This window comes from Bradyrhizobium sp. 192, from assembly GCF_023100965.1.
Lineage (GTDB): Bacteria > Pseudomonadota > Alphaproteobacteria > Rhizobiales > Xanthobacteraceae > Bradyrhizobium > Bradyrhizobium symbiodeficiens.
This window is the reverse complement of the sequence record NZ_CP064690.1, coordinates 7,558,197-7,575,703: the sequence shown is the minus strand read 5'-3', so window position 1 is coordinate 7,575,703 and position 17,507 is coordinate 7,558,197. Positions and strand designations below refer to the sequence as shown.

16 protein-coding genes are annotated in these 17,507 nt (G+C 65.5%); 10 read left to right on the top strand and 6 right to left on the bottom strand.

All coding sequences use genetic code 11. From position 1 onward, the window contains the following. Window positions 1-137 precede the first annotated feature (137 nt). Entirely contained in the window at window positions 138-1,280 is a 1,143-nt protein-coding gene (locus IVB24_RS35500; protein ID WP_247771288.1) for a diguanylate cyclase, read from the bottom strand. Window positions 1,281-1,457: 177 nt separating this feature from the next. On the opposite strand from IVB24_RS35500, the gene IVB24_RS35495 reads away from it, so the two are divergent. The 3 genes from IVB24_RS35495 (at window position 1,458) to IVB24_RS35485 (ending at window position 6,150) form a co-directional block, all read left to right on the top strand. Next, on the top strand, window positions 1,458-2,333 hold the full coding sequence (locus IVB24_RS35495) for a dihydrodipicolinate synthase family protein (RefSeq protein ID WP_247771280.1): 876 nt from the start codon (window positions 1,458-1,460) through the stop codon (window positions 2,331-2,333). A 176-nt stretch (window positions 2,334-2,509) separates the two neighbouring features. Next, the gene (locus IVB24_RS35490) at window positions 2,510-3,613 is read left to right on the top strand and encodes a trypsin-like peptidase domain-containing protein (RefSeq protein ID WP_140483094.1); all 1,104 of its coding nucleotides are present in this window, start codon (window positions 2,510-2,512) and stop codon (window positions 3,611-3,613) included. A 212-nt stretch (window positions 3,614-3,825) separates the two neighbouring features. Then, complete coding sequence (locus IVB24_RS35485; RefSeq protein WP_247771277.1) at window positions 3,826-6,150, top strand: xanthine dehydrogenase family protein molybdopterin-binding subunit; 2,325 nt, start codon at window positions 3,826-3,828, stop codon at window positions 6,148-6,150. Window positions 6,151-6,374: 224 nt separating this feature from the next. Here the strand turns inward: IVB24_RS35485 and IVB24_RS35480 are convergent, their stop codons facing one another. The 3 genes from IVB24_RS35480 to IVB24_RS35470 are packed head-to-tail and all read right to left on the bottom strand — an operon-like array spanning window position 6,375 to window position 9,585. Further along, a complete protein-coding gene (locus IVB24_RS35480) occupies window positions 6,375-7,571 on the bottom strand; it encodes an acyl-CoA dehydrogenase family protein (protein WP_247771275.1) in 1,197 nt (398 codons plus the stop codon). Window positions 7,572-7,586: 15 nt separating this feature from the next. After that, entirely contained in the window at window positions 7,587-8,726 is a 1,140-nt protein-coding gene (locus tag IVB24_RS35475) for an acyl-CoA dehydrogenase (protein ID WP_247771269.1), read from the bottom strand. A gap of 4 nt (window positions 8,727-8,730) precedes the next feature. Next, window positions 8,731-9,585: an enoyl-CoA hydratase gene (locus tag IVB24_RS35470; RefSeq protein ID WP_247771266.1), complete on the bottom strand. Its 855-nt coding sequence runs from the start codon at window positions 9,583-9,585 to the stop codon at window positions 8,731-8,733. 180 nt (window positions 9,586-9,765) lie between these two features. Between IVB24_RS35470 and IVB24_RS35465 the strand changes: the two genes are divergently transcribed. The 6 genes from IVB24_RS35465 (at window position 9,766) to IVB24_RS35440 (ending at window position 14,927) form a co-directional block, all read left to right on the top strand. After that, a complete protein-coding gene (locus tag IVB24_RS35465; RefSeq protein WP_247771265.1) occupies window positions 9,766-10,374 on the top strand; it encodes a LemA family protein in 609 nt (202 codons plus the stop codon). Between the two features lie 132 nt (window positions 10,375-10,506). After that, the gene (locus tag IVB24_RS35460; RefSeq protein WP_247771263.1) at window positions 10,507-11,397 is read left to right on the top strand and encodes a YgcG family protein; all 891 of its coding nucleotides are present in this window, start codon (window positions 10,507-10,509) and stop codon (window positions 11,395-11,397) included. A gap of 5 nt (window positions 11,398-11,402) precedes the next feature. Further along, a complete protein-coding gene (locus tag IVB24_RS35455; protein WP_247771262.1) occupies window positions 11,403-11,900 on the top strand; it encodes a TPM domain-containing protein in 498 nt (165 codons plus the stop codon). Between the two features lie 236 nt (window positions 11,901-12,136). Beyond that, complete coding sequence (locus IVB24_RS35450; RefSeq protein WP_247774233.1) at window positions 12,137-13,123, top strand: hypothetical protein; 987 nt, start codon at window positions 12,137-12,139, stop codon at window positions 13,121-13,123. Window positions 13,124-13,215: 92 nt separating this feature from the next. Then, window positions 13,216-14,727 (top strand): hypothetical protein, encoded by a 1,512-nt coding sequence (locus tag IVB24_RS35445; protein WP_247771250.1) that lies wholly within the window; start codon window positions 13,216-13,218, stop codon window positions 14,725-14,727. A gap of 35 nt (window positions 14,728-14,762) precedes the next feature. Beyond that, window positions 14,763-14,927: a hypothetical protein gene (locus tag IVB24_RS35440; RefSeq protein ID WP_162848623.1), complete on the top strand. Its 165-nt coding sequence runs from the start codon at window positions 14,763-14,765 to the stop codon at window positions 14,925-14,927. Window positions 14,928-14,937: 10 nt separating this feature from the next. On the opposite strand, the gene IVB24_RS35435 is transcribed toward IVB24_RS35440, so the two are convergent. Then, entirely contained in the window at window positions 14,938-15,585 is a 648-nt protein-coding gene (locus IVB24_RS35435) for a glutathione S-transferase family protein (protein WP_247771248.1), read from the bottom strand. 150 nt (window positions 15,586-15,735) lie between these two features. Between IVB24_RS35435 and IVB24_RS35430 the strand changes: the two genes are divergently transcribed. Next, the gene (locus tag IVB24_RS35430; RefSeq protein WP_247771246.1) at window positions 15,736-16,284 is read left to right on the top strand and encodes a TetR family transcriptional regulator; all 549 of its coding nucleotides are present in this window, start codon (window positions 15,736-15,738) and stop codon (window positions 16,282-16,284) included. 15 nt (window positions 16,285-16,299) lie between these two features. On the opposite strand, the gene IVB24_RS35425 is transcribed toward IVB24_RS35430, so the two are convergent. Further along, window positions 16,300-17,505 (bottom strand): CoA transferase, encoded by a 1,206-nt coding sequence (locus IVB24_RS35425; RefSeq protein ID WP_247771243.1) that lies wholly within the window; start codon window positions 17,503-17,505, stop codon window positions 16,300-16,302. Between the last annotated feature and the right edge of the window lie 2 nt (window positions 17,506-17,507).

Here is a 17,507-nt window from a genome sequence, read left to right as displayed (position 1 = left end):
GGATGTCGCGGCGAATCGCGAAACTGGCCGGGTGGTCAGGACAAGAGAGACCTCGTCAAGACCAGGGCCGACGAGCATGTGATTGGGAGCGCCTCACGGGAACGTGTAGCAATCCCAAAATTGCGCCCCTATGGCCTTCAGCGAGGGCCTGCAGCACGTTCGACGACGACGTCCTGGTCCGACCAGGTCCAGCGTCCGCCTCCACTGCGCTTGGCGACGTAGAGGGCGCGGTCGACACGATCCAGCAACTGCGAGGCCTTTGCTGCGGTCACAGGGCCGGTGCTGACGAGAATGCCGGCACTCGCCGCGATGCGGACCGGAACGTCCGTCAGCAGGAACGGCATCGAGAGATCGCGAATGGCCTGGCGCGCGAGCGCGAGCGCTTCCTCGCGGCCGTCGTCGCCTGCCGCAACCGGCTTGAGCATCAGGAACTCGTCGCCGCCGAAGCGGGCGGCGATGCCGGCGCTGCCGACGCAGAGCGACAGCCGCTCCGCAACCTGACGCAGCAGGTCGTCGCCGGCTTGATGGCCGTGACGGTCGTTGACCGGCTTGAAGCCGTCGAGATCGATGGCGACGATGGCGAAGTCGTCCCGTGTCTCCGCCAGCGCCTGGAAGAACGCGGCGCGGTTCGGCAGTCCCGTGAGGAAGTCGTGGGTGGCCTGCCGCGCCAGCCGGTGCTTGGCTTCGAGGCGCTCCACGAAGGCGGCGCTGAGATGCTTGGAGGCCTCGCGCAGGGTCAGCCAGAAGAACACCAGCATGATCGCGCCGATCTTGTAGGCGAATTCGGGCCGCAGCAGGCCGCCGACGATCGTCGGCATCAGGAGGATGGCCGCCGTGATGAGGATGATCCAGGGACGGATCGCCGCGCGCGAAACCATGCCGACGCAGAACGACATCGAGAGCCCGAAAGCGATCCAGGCGCCGGGGTCGTCGTCGATCTCGAGCGCGCGATAGGAGAGTATGCCGAGCGCAAGGCCGAAGGCGGATGCGCCGGCCCCGTAAAGCCGTTCCCAACGGATCACGTCGGCATCGGAGAATTGCGCCGCGCGCGACCTGTAGCGGAACAGGGAATAGATGCGCGCCGCGGCCGTGATGAAGATGAAGACCGAGATCACGGCATAGCCGATATCGCCGCTCATGACGGCGAGCGCCACGGCCCCCGTCACCGAGGTGACGCCGATGGCGGACACCTGCGGCAGCGACGTGTACAGGAGATCGACGAGCTCGCGCCGGATGCGCGGATCGGGATGCAAATACCTGGACAGCATTGTGAGAGGCATGCCGGCACCATCGCCGTCACTCCCTAACATAGGGTAGGCGATGGGCGCGACATGATGGCCGGCGCGCAACGTCCTTAAGGAGTGGTCAATGCGCGAGCTTGCCGACGATTTCCTCGCATGTTAGCAGCGATTAACGGGGCCTTGCGGCGCCCCGATGCCCTGGGAATCTTGCCCGCCATGTCGGAATTTCGCGGTGTCTTCCCCTATCTGGTGTCGCCCGTCGATGCCGACGGCACGGTGCGCACCGGCGTGCTCGCAAAGCTTTGCGACGATCTGATCGACGCCGGCGTGCACGGGCTGACGCCGCTCGGCTCGACCGGCGAGTTCGCCTATCTCAATCCGGCACAGCGTACCGCGATCGTGCGGACCACGATCGAGGCCGCGAGTGGCCGCGTGCCCGTGGTGGCCGGCGTCGCCTCGACCTCGACGGCGGACGCGGTGGCGCAGGCGAAAGCCTATCAGAAGCTCGGCGCCGACGGCATCCTGGCGATCCTGGAGGCGTATTTTCCGCTCGCCGACGCCCAGATCGAATCCTATTTCCGCGCCATCGCGGATGCCGTCGACATCCCCGTCGTCATCTACACCAACCCGCAATTCCAGCGTTCCGATCTCACCCTCGACGTCATCGCGCGGCTCGCCGAGCATCCACGCATCGGCTACATCAAGGACGCCTCGACCAACACCGGCCGGCTGCTCTCGATCATGAACCGCTGCGGGGACTCCTTGCGGGTGTTCTCGGCCTCCGCCCACATCCCGGCCGCGGTGATGCTGATCGGCGGGCTCGGCTGGATGGCCGGGCCGGCCTGCATCATCCCGCGCCAGAGCGTCGCGCTCTACGACCTCTGCAAGGCCGGCCGCTGGGACGAGGCGATGACGCTCCAGCGCCGGCTGTGGCGCATCAACGAGGCCTTCGCCCGCTTTAACCTCGCCGCTTGCATCAAGGCCGGGCTTGCGATCCAGGGCTACGACGTCGGCGACCCCGTCCCGCCGCAGGCCGCACTGACGGCCGATGCGCGCAAGGTCGTGGAAGCGGCGCTTAGGGAGCTGGGATAGCCTGACCCCACGCGGCAATGTGTCGTCGGACACCCCCTGCGAAAAGCCAGACCGCTCCCTATCTGCCTGATCAGGAAACTTCCGCTCGTTTGCGCGTTGCTGCGTGAGCGAGGTCCTGTCACCTCATGCATGTGCATCTCATAGCTCGCATTCAGCACAAGACACGGTGATCACCCATGAATCGTCCCTACGCGATTGCCGCGACAGCCTTCGCCGGCCTGCTGCTCGCCGTCACTGCCGCGAAGATCCTGCATGTCCCGATCTCGTATAACCCATGGGCGGCGCCCTCCGCACGCGCCGTCGAGCAGCGCGGGCCCCTGTCGGATGGTGAAAAGGCCACCATCGACATCTTCGAGCGCGTATCGCCTTCGGTCGTCCAGGTTGCGGTCAGGTCGGCAGCCAGTCCTCTCATGGGCGAGGAAGGCCAGGGCGGCGGCGCCTCCGGCACGGGCTTCGTCTGGGACCGTGAGGGCCATCTCGTGACGAACAATCACGTCGTCGCCAATGGCAGCGAGATCGCGGTGCGCTTTGCGTCGGGAGAAGTCGCACAGGTGGACCTCGTCGGCACGGCTCCTAATTACGATCTCGCGGTGCTGCGGATCCGCAGCGTGCGCGAGCTTCCAGCGCCGATCGCCCTCGGCAGTTCGAGCGATCTCAAGGTCGGGCAATCCGCCTTCGCGATCGGCAACCCCTTCGGGCTGGATCAATCGATGACCAGCGGTATCATCAGCGCGCTCAAGCGCAGGCTTCCGACCCATGGCGGCCGGGAGATTGCCAACGTCATCCAGACCGATGCCGCGATCAACCCGGGCAATTCAGGCGGGCCCTTGCTGGATTCCGCCGGCCGTCTGATCGGCGTCACGACCGCGATCATATCGCCGTCCGGCTCGAACGCCGGCATCGGCTTCGCGGTGCCGGTCGATGTCGTGAACCGGATCGTTCCCGAGCTCATCCGCAACGGCCGCGTGCCGACGCCCGGAATCGGCATCGTAGCGGCCGGCGAGGATGTTTCCACGCGGCTGGGGGTCGAAGGAGTGATCGTGGTGCGGACGGCCCCTGGCAGCCCTGCCGAGCGGGCGGGGATTCGCGGTGTCAACGCGACGACTGGCGCGGTCGGGGACATCATCACCGCGGCCGAAGGCAAGCCGGTGCGGCGCCTCTCCGATTTAACCGACGCGCTGGAGCAGGCTGGGGCCGGGAAGACCGTTCGGCTCACGGTCAAGCGCGGCTCGGACAGCCGTGACGTGAATGTGGGCATCATCGATATCGACAGGTCCTAAAGCATGATCGGGGAAAGTGCAGCGGTTTTCCGAAAAGATCATGCCTAAACAACACGCTAGAGCTCGATGGCGATTTATCCTGATTAGCCCCCCGATCCGCGTCAGCAAGGGGCTCGGACGCGCATTGCAGATGTGCCGGGGCTCGGTTGTCTGGCCCGCAAAATCGGTTAAAACCGCCGCGGTCGTTTTGCGGATTTCGAGGACATAACGGAATGAACATTCTTCCCGGCAATTTGCGTTTCGGGGCGGGCCAGCCCGTCAAGCGTTTGGAAGACCAGCGACTGCTGACCGGGAAGGGGCAATTCATCGACGACAAGCCGGCCGATGGCGCGCTGTGGTTGCACGTGCTGCGCTCGCCGCATGCCCACGCCAAGATCGTCTCGATCGACAGCAGCGCCGCGGCATCGATGCCGGGCGTTGCCGCGATCTACACCGGCGCCGACCTCGTCAAGGACGACGTCGGCACCATTCCGACCTTGAGCATCTTCAAGCGCCCCGACGGCAAGCCGATGACGGTGCCGCCGCGCCGGCTGCTCGCCCATGAGGTCGTGCGCTACGCCGGCGAAGCCGTGGCCGCGGTGGTGGCGGCCTCGCGCGCTGAGGCGCAGAGCGCGGCCGAAGCGATCGCGGTCGAGTACGACGTTCAGCCGGCGGTGGTCGATCCGGTCGAGGCCGTCAAGCCGGGTGCTCCCGTGGTGTGGCCGGAGGCGCCCGACAACATCGTCGGCGCGATGGCCTACGGCGATGCTGCCAAGGTCGACGAGGCATTTGCCAACGCCGCGCACACCGTCGAACTCGACATCGTCAGCCAGCGCCTCGTGCCCTCCGCGATGGAGCCGCGCTCGACCATTGCCGAGATCGACAAGAAGACCGGACGCCTGCTGCTGCACGTGCAGTCGCAGACGCCGGCCTCCACCCGCGACGTGCTCGCGGAAGCCGTGCTCAAGCGTCCCAAGGACAGCGTCCGCGTGCTGGTCGGCGATATCGGCGGCGGCTTCGGCCAGAAGACCAATCTCTATCCCGAGGACGGCATCGTCGCCTACGCCGCGACCAAGCTGAACAAGAAGATCCGCTGGCGCGGCGACCGCACCGACGAATTCGTCGGCGGCACCCATGGCCGCGATCTCACTTCGACCGCCTCGTTCGCGCTGGATGAGAAGGGCAAGGTGCTGGCCTATCGCGTCAAGTCGATCGGCTGCACCGGCGCCTATTCCTCGGGAGCCGCGAACATCATCCCGCTCGTGCTCGGGCCGTTCGTGCAGACCGGTGTCTACGATCTGCCGCTGGTCCATTTCGAGGTGAAGTCGGTAATGACCCACACCGCGCCGGTCGGCGCCTATCGCGGCGCCGGTCGCCCCGAGGCGGTGTTCATCGTCGAGCGCCTGTTCGACGCCGCCGCGCGAAAGATCGGCATGGATCCGCGCGCGATCCGCAAAGCCAATTACATCAAGCCGGCGCAGCTGCCCTACACCAACGCGGCGGGGCAGGTCTACGATTCCGGCGCGTTCGCGCACATGCTCGATCGTGCCGTGAAGCTCGCCGACTGGGACGGCTTTGCCGCGCGCAAGAAGGCCGCGAAGAAGAAGGGCCTGCTCTATGGCCGCGGCCTCACCTCCTACATCGAATGGACCGGCGGTCGCGCCCACACCGAGAAGGTCAGCCTGCATGCGACCTCGCAGGGGCGCGTCGTGCTGCATTCCGGCACAATGGCGATGGGGCAGGGGCTGCAGACCACCTACACCCAGATGATCTCCGACACGCTCGGCATCGCCATGGACAAGATCGACGTGGTGCAGGGCGACACCGATCTCGCGCAGGGATTTGGCAGCGTCGGCTCGCGCTCGCTGTTCGTCGGCGGCACGGCCGTGGCGGTCTCCTCCAACGATCTGATCCAGAAGGCGCGGGAGAAGGCGGCGAACGCGCTGGAAACCTCGATCGAGGACATCGAATATCAGGGCGGCATGCTCACCGTGGTCGGCACTGACCGCCGCATCAGCCTGTTCGACATCGCCGAGAAGGAAGGCGGCGCCAAGCTCAGCGTCGATTCCGAGGGCGAGGTCGATGGTCCGAGCTGGCCGAACGGTACGCATATCTGCGAGGTCGAGATCGACCCGGAGACCGGCGTCTCCAAGGTGGTGCGTTACACCACCGTCGACGACGTCGGTGTCGCCGTGAACCCGATGCTGGTCACCGGGCAGATCCATGGCGGCGTCGCGCAAGGCATCGGCCAGGCGCTGTATGAGGGCGTTTCGTATGACGCCGACGGCCAGCTCCTCACCGCGAGCTACCAGGATTATTGCATCCCGCGCGCCGACGACGTGCCGCCGATTGTGGTCACGCTCGACGATTCCGCGCCCTGCCGCACCAATCCGCTCGGCGCCAAAGGCTGCGGTGAATCCGGCGCCATCGGCGGCCCGCCCTGCGTCACCAACGGCGTGATGGACGCGCTCGCCGAGCTCGGCATCACTCAGTTGAACACGCCGCTGACGCCGCAGAAGATCTGGAAGGCGATCAAGGACGCGAAGGCGGCGGGCTAGCGCCTCGTTGCTGCGCGATCTGCTGCGCCACACTTAACTGTCGTCCCGGGGCGCGCGAAGCGCGAGCCCGGGACCCATAGCCACAGAGAGTGGTTGTGGTGCAAAGCTGGCAACTCCGAGTCCCCGGAGCCACGTCCGCCTGTGGTTATGGGTCCCGGATCTGCGCTTCGCTTGTCCGGGACGACAGCAGAGGGTGCCGCGCCAATGCGGGCTAGGCAGCAGCCTCAAATCCCCAGCATCATCTTCGCGATGATATCGCGCTGGATCTCCGAGGTGCCGCCGAAGATCGTATACGCCCGGCCGTTGAGATATTCCGGCACCATTGTCAGCATCTCCTCAGGGATGGCCGGCTCGTGGTTGAGCTTGTAAAGCGGGCGCATCGGCTCGACGGCGAGGGCGTCGTGGCCGATGACGTCGACCCCGAGCCGCGTCACGGCCTGGCGGATTTCGCTGTTGCGCAGCTTCAGGATCGATGACACCGCGCCGGGATTCTGCCCGGTCTGCAGCGCCGAGAGCACGCGCAGCTCGGTCATCTCCAGCGCGTCGATGTCGACTTCGACCTCCGCAATGCGGGAGGCGATATCGGGGCTGTCGATGGCACGACCGGTCAGATCCGATTCAGCGAGATCGGAGATCGCCTTCAAGCCCTCGCGCAGCTTGGCCGAGGCGATGCCGGAGCCGCGCTCGAACTCCAGTAGATATTTGCCGTAAGTCCAACCCTTGCCTTCCTCGCCGACGCGGTTGGCGACGGGCACGCGGACGTCGTCGAAGAACACCTGGTTGACCTCGTGGTCGCCGCCGATGGTGAGGATGGGACGCGTGGTGATTCCCGGCGTCTTCATGTCGATCAGGATGAAGCTGATGCCGTCCTGCTGGCGCGGGCCATCGCTGGTTCGCACCAGCGCGAACATGCGGTTGGCGTGGTGGGCGTGCGTGGTCCAGATCTTGGTGCCGTTGATGACGTAGTCGTCGCCGTCGCGCACCGCGCGCGTCTTCAGCGAAGAGAGATCGGAGCCCGAGCCCGGCTCGGAATAACCCTGGCACCAGTAATCCTCGCCGGAGAGGATTCGCGGCAGGTAAAAATTCTTCTGCTCGGGGCTGCCGAAGCCGATGATGACGGGCCCGACCATCTTCACGCCCATCACGTTGACATTGGGCACGCCGGCGCGTGCGGACTCCGTCTCGAAAATCCAGCGCTGCGCCGGCGTCCAGGCCGGCCCACCATGCTCCACCGGCCAGCCCGGTGCGCCCCAGCCATTGGCATGCAGCACGCGCTGCCAGGCCATGCCGATATCAGGGTCGGAGAACACTGACGGTGTCAGCGCGGTCGCGCGCTTCATGTCCTCCGTGAGATTCTTTGCGATGAAGCTGCGCACCTCGTCCTGGAAGGCGCGCTCTTCGGCGTTGAAACTGAGGTCCATGAGGCTCTCCCGGTGTCAGGCCCTGCGGCCGAGTTCGGCGTGACGGGCATAATGATGCGCGCTGCCGCCGAACAGTGTGTCGAAGGCGACGAGCCGCTTGAAATAGGCACCGACCTCGAGTTCCTCGGTGACGCCCATGCCGCCGTGAAGCTGGATCGACTGCTCGCCGACAAAGCGCGCGCATCTGCCGATCTTCGCTTTCGCGCCCGAAGCCGCCCGGGCCCGCTCGGTCGGCGCGCTGTCTGCCTTCAACGCCGCGCGCAGCGCCATCGAGCGCGCCTCGTCGACCTGCATTGCCATGTCGGCGAGGCGGTGGCGGATGACCTGGTTGGCCGAGAGCGGCCGGCCGAACTGTTTTCTGATCTTGGTGTAGTCTAGCGTCGTGTCGAGCAGCGTCTGCATGATGCCGACGGCCTCCGCGCCAAGTGCGGCCATGGCGCGGTCGATGGCCCATTCGATCGCAGGCAGCGCGTCGTGACCGTCGCCGAGCAGCGCGTCCTCGGGCAGATGCACGTCCGAGAGTTCAATGTTGCAGGCGCGTCCGCCGCCCAGGCGCGCGTAGTCCGAGATCGCGAGGCCCGGCGCGGTCGCCGGGACCACGAACAGGCCGATCCGTCCCGAAGGGCCATGATGGTCGTGCATGAGCGCGGAGACGATGATCTCGTCGGCGGCGTGGCCATCGAGCACGGCGACCTTGCTGCCGGCGAGGCGCCAGCCTTGCGCCGTCCTGATCGCCGATGTCGCGACCTTGGCAAGATCGAACCTTGCCGCGCGCTCCGAATGCGCAAACGCGAGCTTCAGTGATCCATCGGCGATCTTCGGCAGGCTCGCCTGCTTCTGCTCATTGGTGCCGCATCTGGCGATCAGTGCGGCACCCAGCACCACGGTCGCGACATAGGGCTCCGACACCAGCCCTCGGCCGAACGCCTCCATCAGGATGCCGATCTCGACCGCGCCGCCGCCGAGCCCGTCGAACTCTTCGGGAATTGGCAGCGCCAGCCAGCCGAGCTCGGCGAATTGTTTCCACACCGCCGGGCTGAAGCCGAGCGGATCGTTCGCCATCTTGCGGCGGTGATCGGCGTCGTAGCTTCCGGCCACGAACCGCTCCGCGCTCCCACGCAGCAGCCTTTGCTCGTCACTGAGATTGAGATCCATATCGCTACTCCGCGGCTGCCGACGGCTTGCGCACGGAGGGATGCAGGCCGGAGGGATCGACGATCATGCCGAACTCCTGAAGATTATGCGCGTGGCAGAGTTGATGCAGCGCAAAGGCCTGGTCGATCGCGGCGGGCTGGCCCATCACGTCGACCGAGCGGTTCACCGCTTCCTTGGTCATCTTCAGCGCGAAGGATGGCTTTGCAGCGATCCTGCGCGCCAGCGCCAGGGTGCTCGCAGTCAGCTCCGCGCGCGGCACGACCTGGTTGACCATGCCGAGCCGATGCGCCTCCTCGGCGCTCCAGTTGTCGGCGGTGAACAGGAACTCCTTGGCCTTGCGCGCACCGAGCTCCCAAGGATGCACGAACCATTCGACGCCGCAGACGCCCATGGTCACGACTGGGTCGCAAAACTGCGCGTCGTCGCTGGCAATGATGAGGTCGCAGGCCCAGGCCAGCATCAGCCCTCCGGCGATGCACTTGCCGTGCACCTCGGCAATGGTCGGTTTTGCCAGGTTGCGCCAGCGCCGGGTGATCTGGAGATAAATTTCCTGCTCGCGCGCGAAGCGACCATGGGCATTCGGTTCGGCAAAGCCGCCCCAATTCCCGATCGGTGGAAAATCGACGCCGGCTGCGTTCTTGCTGCCGGGACGCAAATCGTGGCCGGAGGAGAAGTGCGGGCCGTTGCCGGCGAGGATGATCACCTTGACCTCGTCGTCCTGAACCGCCGTGTCGAAGGCGGCGTTGAGGTCGTAGGTCATCTGCAGGTTTTGCGCGTTGCGCGCCTCCGGCCGGTTCATCACGATCCGGGTGATGTCAGGCTCGGGCCTCTGCACGAGGATGGTTTCGAACGAGGTCATCGCGCTTCCCCCTCAGCGTTTCCAGTTTGATCTTATTGTTCCGCCAAGTTGACTATGTCGGCCAGGGATACGCAAGGGGCTTGCGTCAGTCGGCTGCTTTTCGCGCCGCCGGCACAAGATGTCTGGCACCATGCGCGCTCAATCTGGTAGTTTGCGCCAGATTCCATCGGGAGAAATTTAATGCGCAAGATCCTGACCGTGCTGGCGGCGCTGGCCTCGCTGAGCCTCACCAATTGCGGCTACAACGCGATCCAGAGCGAGGACGAGCAGATCAAGGCCAATTGGTCCGAGGTCGTGAACCAGTATCAGCGCCGCGCCGATCTCGTGCCCAACCTCGTCAACTCCGTGAAGGGCTTTGCCCAGCAGGAGAAGGACGTGCTGCTCGGCGTCACCAATGCCCGCGCCAAGGTCGGCAGCATCCAGGCGACGCCCGAGGTGCTGAACGATCCGGCCGCCTTCCAGAAGTTCCAGGCCGCTCAGGGCGAGCTCTCCAGCGCGCTGTCGCGGCTGCTCGTCGTCACCGAGAACTACCCGCAGCTCAAGTCGGACGCCCTGTTCAAGGATTTGATGTCGCAGCTCGAGGGTACCGAAAATCGCATCACGGTGGCGCGCAACCGCTACATCAAGGCGGTACAGGATTACAACATCACCATCCGCTCGTTCCCGAGCAATCTCACCGCGATGGTGTTCGGCTACAAGGAGAAGCCGAACTTCTCGGTGGCGAACGAGAAGGAGATCTCGACCGCGCCGAAGGTCGATTTCAACCCGGCGCCATTGCCGTCGAAGTAAGCGCGTTCAGTCCCGATGCCTAACACACACTCCGCTGTCATTCCCCGCGAAGGCGGGGAATCCAGTACGCCGCGGCCTCTCCGTATCTCGCTGGCGTCTTTGGAATACTGGATCGCCCGGTCAAGCCGGGCGATGACGCTGAATGTGTGGCGCGTGGTTTTCGTTGCAGCACTCGTCCTCGCCCTCGCATTCCCCGCCTTCGCCGACGTCGCCATCCCCGAACTCACCGGCCGCGTGGTCGATCAGACCGGCACGCTCTCCAGCAGCGACATTGCGGCGCTGTCGCAAAAGCTGCGTGACTTCGAGACGCGCAAGGGCAGCCAGATCGCTGTCCTGATCGTGCCGACCACGCAGCCGGAGACGATCGAGCAGTTTTCGATCCGGGTCGCGGAGGCCTGGAAGATCGGCCGCAAGAAGATCGACGATGGCGCCATCCTCGTCGTCGCCAAGAACGACCGGCATTTGCGCATCGAGGTCGGCTACGGCCTCGAAGGCGCGCTCACCGACGTCACCTCACGGCGGATCATCGACGAAATCATCACGCCGAAATTCAGGAGCGGCGATTTCAGCGGCGGCATCGCTGACGGCGTCGAGCGCATGATGCGGGTCATCGACGGCGAACCCTTGCCGGTGCCCTCTCCAACCGTGAACTTCGGCAGTCTCGACGATCTCGCACCGCTGTTCATCGTCACGCTGTTCGTCTCGGTGGGCGTGGGCGGCGCCTTCCGCGCGGCGCTCGGAAGGTTGCTCGGATCACTCGTGACCGGAGGCGTTATTGCGGCGCTGACCGGGTTCATTCTCGGGTCCGCCGGACTTGCCCTTGCGCTGGGTGGTCTCGGCTTCGTCATCGGATTCATCGCTGATCTGTTTTCGGCGATCACGCCCGGCACCGGCCGCTCGCGCGGCGGCTCGTGGTCGAGCGGCTCGTCGTCGGGCGGCTGGAGCAGCGGATCGTCGAGCAGCGGCGGCTTCAGCGGCGGTGGCGGCAGTTTTGGCGGCGGCGGCGCCTCGGGGAGCTGGTAGCGGTCATGAGCATCAAGCGGATTGCCAGACATCTCGTGCAGCATCATTGGCGGGCACAGCAGATCTTTCCGCCGGCCGTGCTCGCCCGCATCGAGCAGGCGATCAGGCAGGGCGAGACCACCCATTCCGGCCAGGTTCGCTTCGTCGTCGAAGGCGCACTCGACGGCGCGCCGCTGTTCCGCAACCAGCCGGCCCGCGCGCGCGCGCTCGACGTGTTCTCGCATCTACGCGTCTGGGACACCGCGCACAACAACGGCGTCCTGATCTATCTCCTGCTCGCCGACCGCGACGTCGAGATCGTCGCCGACCGCGGCATTCACGCCAAGGTCGGTGCCGAGGGCTGGGAACGCATCTGCCGCGCGATGGAGGCCGAGTTCGCCGCTGGCCAGTTCGAGCGCGGCGTGATCGGCGGCATCGAAGCGGTGTCGCGCGAATTGTCACGGCACTTCCCGCCGCAGGGTCCGCAGAGCAACGAGCTGCCGGATGCGCCAGTCGTGATGTGAGCGAGTGTGATGTGCAACTGACGCAGCTTTCTCGCCTCGCTATTCCGCGGCCGTTCATCTTGAACGGTTACAAATTGTTTCATGCCCGCCACACCGGTTCCATCTTCCCGGCTCAATTCAGCCCCTGATGACTTCCTAAAATTTCGGTAAGCGGGTCCGCAGGTAAGGATTTCGCAAGCAATGAAAGTTACCAAAAGGTCAACCCAGACTGGAGTATTTGAGCCGTGAGCGAACCAATGCCCGAGCAGGCTGCCCAGGACACCGGCGTCGTCGAAGCTGCTACGACCACGCCGCAGGCCATCGAGGCTGCCGGGATCGAGGCTCCCTCGATTGCGCCCGACCACGAAGCGCCGCCCAAGGCTGATCCGATCAAGGTCGAGCCGCCAAAAATCGAAGCATCCCGGATTGAGGCTCCAAAGCTCGATGCCAAAGCCGAGTCCAAGCCCGAGCCGAAGCCCGGCAAGCTCATCGTCATGGCGCCCTCGGAGCGGTCGTGGAACGGCTCTCGAGACCGCGAGGATTTTGCTCCGCATGTGAAGGCGGACGAGGCGCGCGAGACCGGCAACAAGCGCCGCCTGTCGGCCATGGTCGCGGTTGTGGCGATCGCGGCGAGCGTCGGCGCGATCAGCGGCGCGCTCGCAACTGCCGGCATGATGCACTTCGCGGCCCCTGCCCAGGCGCCGATGCAGGTCGCCGACACCAGCGCGCTCGATGCTTCGGTTGCCCGAATCGATGCCGACCTCGTCGCGCTCAAGGCCAATGTCGAGCACAGCTCGAAAACCGGCATCAACCAGTTCAACCGGGCCAACGACCGTCTCGACAAGCTCGAGAAGGCGCAGGCCGAGCCGATGGCCAAGATCGCAAAACTGTCCGAGACCGTCGACAAGCTCCGCGCCGCGCCGCCCGCCGCCCCCGCGCAGGCCGCCGCGTCGCCCGCGAGGGAGACCACCGGCTCGATCGCGCCGGCCCAGGTTGCGACCGCTGCCGCTGCACCGGCTGCAGTGCCGGCGGCGCCCAGGACCGATGTCGGCCGCCTGCCGACGGTCGAAGGCTGGCGGCTGCGCAACGCCGGCAATGGCGGTGCGCTGATCGAAGGCCGTGACGGGCTCTACGAGGTCTATCCCGGCGATCCCATCCCCGGCCTCGGCCGCGTCGATGCGATCCGCCGCCAGGATGGCCGCTGGGTGGTCGTCACCAGCAAGGGGCTAATCGTCTCGCGCTGAGCGGCTGGGATACGACTTTCGAAAGGCGCTTCACCACCATGTGAAGCGCCTTTTTGCTTGAATAGGCCGACCGCCGCGGTGTTACCTCAGGCATGAGCCGCGCGTTGCGAATTCTCCTTGCTGCCACCGTCCTGTGTTGCGGCACCGCCGCGCTATCGGCCGCGGAGACCGCGCCGCTGACGCGAGGCACGGCCGTCATCGATCCCAATCTCCTGCGCAGGCTCGACGAGAGCGACGCTCTCACGCTCCCGCGCCTGTTGTCGCCGGAGCGCAAGGCCGACGGTCCGCTGACGACCGACCGGCTGTTCGCGTCACTGCCCCAGCTCAAGGACATTCCGCCGGCGATCGAGGCGGAGTTCGACCGCTACATCGTCACGCAGAAGGCGGCGTATCCGAGCGAGACCATCGGCGTCGGCGAAGGCTTTGACGTGCAGCTGTTCGACCGGGCCAATCTGAGATCGCGCGACACGCGCTTCGTGCTGGCCGGCATCGTCAACCGCATGGACCGCGCCTATGCGTCGGAGGAGGCCTGCGGCGAGATCCGCCTGATCTACCGTCTCGCGCGGTTCGACGGCACGACCGCGGCTCGGCTGCCGATGACGCTCAATCTGGTGATGAAGGCGCGCGATGCACGCCGGACGGATGCGAATGGCAAGCCGATCAGTTGCGCCGAGCTCGCGCGACGCTGGCTCGACAACGACAATTGGCAGGGGCTGATCGGCAGTCGAGACGACGCCATGCTCGATCGCATCGAGACCAACATCCAGCTCTCGGTCGCGGCGAAGTCGGCGCTGCATGATTTCCGCTCCGACTATCTGCTCAAGGTGTTCAAATACGACGCCGCCACCAAGACGTTCGCAGAATCGACGCTGGAGAACCAGATCGACCGCGACCGGATCATGGCGGACGACGCGCTTCGGCGCGACTTCAAGGATTGGCTGCTCGCACCCGAGCATCTTCGCGAGTTCGATCGCGGCACCGTGCTGATCCCCGAGAAATTCCTGGCCAGAAGTGCGGTGGTGCCGACGCCGGCCGGCCTCGATGCTTCGGCACTGCAGCCTGAATTCGGCATGATGCAGGGGGAGGGCAAAGGCGAGCCGGTCTTCACCGACAGCGACGTGGTCGGTGCGTTGAAGCAGGCGACCGCGCGCGGCAACATGCAGAACATTCGATCGGCCGCCGGCTTCCAGCGCCGTCTCAACGACGTCACCTGCTCAGGCTGTCACCAGACCCGCGGCATCGGCGGCTTTCACTTTCCGGGCGTCGATTGGCTGGCGGACAAGCCGTCGAATTCCACCATCGTGCCGGCCTCGCCGCATTTCGTCGGCGACCAGGTGCGCCGCCGCGACATCCTGACAGCGTTCGCCGCGGGCAAACGCCCTGATTTCTCACGCGGATTTGCCAACCGGCCACAGACCCGCGGCAGCCGGGAACTCGCCGGCACCGAATATCAGGACGGCTGGGGCGCGCATTGTTCTTTGCAGGACGCGGGACCTGGAACGCGAGATGGGAGTTTTACGTCATGGAGCTGTGCTACAGGCTTGACCTGTCAGGCCGCAGCGGCCTCGCGCCAGATCGGCATGTGCTTCATCAAGACGCGTTAGGCCAACGAGCGATTTGCAAGCAATTTGGATGACCCATGACGGATAGCAGCAACGCCAACAAGGCGCGCAATCTTAAGATCGCGCGCAATGAGGAAGCCAAGCAGGTCGCCGGCAGCGCCCGCGTCAGCATCTCGGCCATCGTGGCGGTTGTCATCGTCGGCGGAATCCTGTTCACGCTCGGCTGGCTGGGGCTGCGGTAGCCGGCGCGCCTCACTTCGCGTAATTCGTCATCCGCTTGCCCGGCAGCAGCTCGTAGGCCGGCTTCCGCCCGGGCAGGTCGGCCATGCGGCCGAGCCAGGCGTGGATGGCGGGATGGCTCGTCGCGAAATCAAAGCCGTGCTCGTCGCTGGGATAGTGCAGATAGGCCATCATCGAGATGTCCGCGACCGTCGGCCTCGCACCGATCGCGAAGGCGTTGTGCTGGAGATGGCCGTCGAGAATGCCGAGGAAGTCCTCCAGCCGGCGACGAAAATGCTTCAGCACCTGCGGGTCGTTCTTCTCGGTGAAGGCGCGCATGAAGCGGTAGGTCGCCATGTAGCCGGTGAGCTTGTGGTTGTCCCAGAACAGCCAGCGCAGCAGCTCGAATTTTTCTTCGGCCGTCTCGGCGCCGAAGCGGCCGTATTGCTCGGCAAGCTGCAGCAGAAGCGGCGCGGTCTGCGTCATCTTCACGCCGTCGATCTCGAGCACGGGAATTTCGCCCATCTCGTTGACGGCCTTGCGCCACTCCGCCGTGCGCGTGACGCCGCCGCCGAAATCGGTCCACACCGGCTCGAACGCTTCGCCGCAAAGCGTCAGCATCAGGGCGAGCTTGTAGCTGTTGCCGGATTCGGGAAAGTAATGGAGGCGATAGCTCGGCATTGAAAGCTCCTTGCCTTCGGGCGCCCGGACGTCGATATTACATATGATCCGGATAACAGAACATTTGTTCTGTCGTTCGTCAAGACGGAACGCAAGGGGCGGATGAGCAAGGGTCCAAAACCAGAGTCGGGCGAGCGCGAGCGGTCCTTGATGCAGGCCACGCTGCGGCTCATCGGGCGCAACGGCCTCGACGGCGTGACCCACCGGGCAGTCGCCGCCGAGGCGGGAGTTTCGCTCGGTGCGGTCACGCATCATTTCGGAACCCGTGATGCGCTGGTGGACGCAGCGCTGCAGTTCGCGCTGGCGCGGGAAGTCGGCCGGTTGCGTGCACTGGCTCTCATCCTTCAGGACAAGGCATTCGAGGTCGAGGCCTGGATCGACGCGCTGGTCGACTTCTACGCTCGCGAGCTCAGCACCGAGGCCGAGACGCACATCGCCTGTTACGAGGCCTTCCTGGCCGCCGCGCGGCAAAAGCGTTATCGGCCGGTGGTAGCCGAGTGGTTCGACACATGGCGGCAGAGTGCCGAGCTTGTGCTGAAAGCCGCGAAGTCACCACACCCGCGCCGCCACGCCGAGTTGTTCGTCTCGGCGCTGACCGGACTGGTCTTTCGTCAACTCGCTGCGCCGAAGACCGGCTTTCGCCGTGAAGCCAAGGCGGAGCTGCTGGATCTGGTGGGTGGCTTGATCGCACCGAGGTAGCTCCGCCCGCGTGGCTTACCCTACCGCCCCCGACCCCCGCAGCTGCTTGATCGCCGCCTCGTCGTATCCCGCCTCGCGCAAAATCTCGTCACTGTGCTCGCCGACGCCGGGCGGCTTGCGCGGCTGGACTTTCTTGGTGCCGTCGATCCAGATCGGGCTGGAGATGGTGAGCATGGTGTCGTCCTCGAACGGCACCAGCACCTCGTTGTCCAGCATCTGCTTGTCGTTCGGGATGTCGTCGAGAATGGCGACGACGCCAAACACGAGGCCATTGCCGTCGAGGATCTTGCGCCATTCGGCGAGATCCCTGGTGGCGAAGGTCTCGTCAAAAATCTGGACCAGTTCGACCGAACGGGCTTGACGGTCGGCCTTGGTGGCGAAGCGCGGATCGCTGATGAGGTCCTCGCGCCCCAGGCACTTCGCAAGCGCCGGAAACTGCTTCTCCTCGCTCAGCAGCGACAGGATCAGCCAGCGGCCATCCTTGCATTGATAGTGGTTGGCGACCGCGTTGAGCGCGCGTTCGCGCGGTCGCCGCTCGCCGAATTTGGCGCCGCAGAGCTTTGCCTGCGCCAGCACGCTCGCGGCCCAGACGCCGTTGGCCATCAGATTGGAGGCGACATGCGAGCCCTTGCCGGTCTTCTCGCGCTGATACAGCGCGGTGACGATGGCGCCGTAGAACGCCATGGCGCAGGGATGGTCGCCCATGCCGGCGACGGAGCGGGCCGGCGTGGTGTCGGTGTCGGCGCGGACGAGGTCCATCAGGCCGGAGCGCGCCCAATAGGCATTGCTGTCGAAGCCGGGCTTGTTGGCTTCCTCGCCCTTCTCGCCATAGCCGGTGAAGGAGGCGTAGATCAGCCGGTCGTTGAGATGGGCGAGGTGATCATGGGTGATGCCGAGCTTGGCGCGCACCGGCGGCGGCATGTTGGTGATGAAGACGTCCGCTTCTTCGACCAGTCTGTAGAGTACGGCCTGCGCTTCGGGCTTGGCGAGGTCGAGTGCGATGCTCTTCTTGTTGCGCGCTTCCAGCAGCCAGGCGAAATTATGCTCGCCGGTGGGATAGCCCGGCAGGTTCGGCAGGTTGCGATAGGGATCGCCGGCGCCGGGCGGCTCGATCTTGATGACATCGGCGCCGAAATCCGACAGCACGGTCGCGGCCGCGGGCGCTGCGATGAAGCTCGCGCAGTCCAGAACCTTCAGGCCCGAAAAGATGCCCTTTTCCATCG

Excerpts from the sequence above, each read along its gene's own strand:
- IVB24_RS35465 (WP_247771265.1), top strand. The coding sequence starts at position 9,766 with ATGCGCAAGATCCTGACCGTGCTGGCGGCGCTGGCCTCGCTGAGCCTC.
- IVB24_RS35480 (WP_247771275.1), bottom strand. The coding sequence starts at position 7,571 with ATGGACCTCAGTTTCAACGCCGAAGAGCGCGCCTTCCAGGACGAGGTG.
- IVB24_RS35470 (WP_247771266.1), bottom strand. The coding sequence starts at position 9,585 with ATGACCTCGTTCGAAACCATCCTCGTGCAGAGGCCCGAGCCTGACATC.
- IVB24_RS35440 (WP_162848623.1), top strand. The coding sequence starts at position 14,763 with ATGACGGATAGCAGCAACGCCAACAAGGCGCGCAATCTTAAGATCGCG.
- IVB24_RS35495 (WP_247771280.1), top strand. The coding sequence starts at position 1,458 with ATGTCGGAATTTCGCGGTGTCTTCCCCTATCTGGTGTCGCCCGTCGAT.
- IVB24_RS35475 (WP_247771269.1), bottom strand. The coding sequence starts at position 8,726 with ATGGATCTCAATCTCAGTGACGAGCAAAGGCTGCTGCGTGGGAGCGCG.
- IVB24_RS35435 (WP_247771248.1), bottom strand. The coding sequence starts at position 15,585 with ATGCCGAGCTATCGCCTCCATTACTTTCCCGAATCCGGCAACAGCTAC.
- IVB24_RS35500 (WP_247771288.1), bottom strand. The coding sequence starts at position 1,280 with ATGCCTCTCACAATGCTGTCCAGGTATTTGCATCCCGATCCGCGCATC.
- IVB24_RS35485 (WP_247771277.1), top strand. The coding sequence starts at position 3,826 with ATGAACATTCTTCCCGGCAATTTGCGTTTCGGGGCGGGCCAGCCCGTC.
- IVB24_RS35490 (WP_140483094.1), top strand. The coding sequence starts at position 2,510 with ATGAATCGTCCCTACGCGATTGCCGCGACAGCCTTCGCCGGCCTGCTG.
- IVB24_RS35430 (WP_247771246.1), top strand. The coding sequence starts at position 15,736 with ATGCAGGCCACGCTGCGGCTCATCGGGCGCAACGGCCTCGACGGCGTG.
- IVB24_RS35455 (WP_247771262.1), top strand. The coding sequence starts at position 11,403 with ATGAGCATCAAGCGGATTGCCAGACATCTCGTGCAGCATCATTGGCGG.
- IVB24_RS35450 (WP_247774233.1), top strand. The coding sequence starts at position 12,137 with ATGCCCGAGCAGGCTGCCCAGGACACCGGCGTCGTCGAAGCTGCTACG.
- IVB24_RS35460 (WP_247771263.1), top strand. The coding sequence starts at position 10,507 with ATGACGCTGAATGTGTGGCGCGTGGTTTTCGTTGCAGCACTCGTCCTC.
- IVB24_RS35425 (WP_247771243.1), bottom strand. The coding sequence starts at position 17,505 with ATGGAAAAGGGCATCTTTTCGGGCCTGAAGGTTCTGGACTGCGCGAGC.
- IVB24_RS35445 (WP_247771250.1), top strand. The coding sequence starts at position 13,216 with ATGAGCCGCGCGTTGCGAATTCTCCTTGCTGCCACCGTCCTGTGTTGC.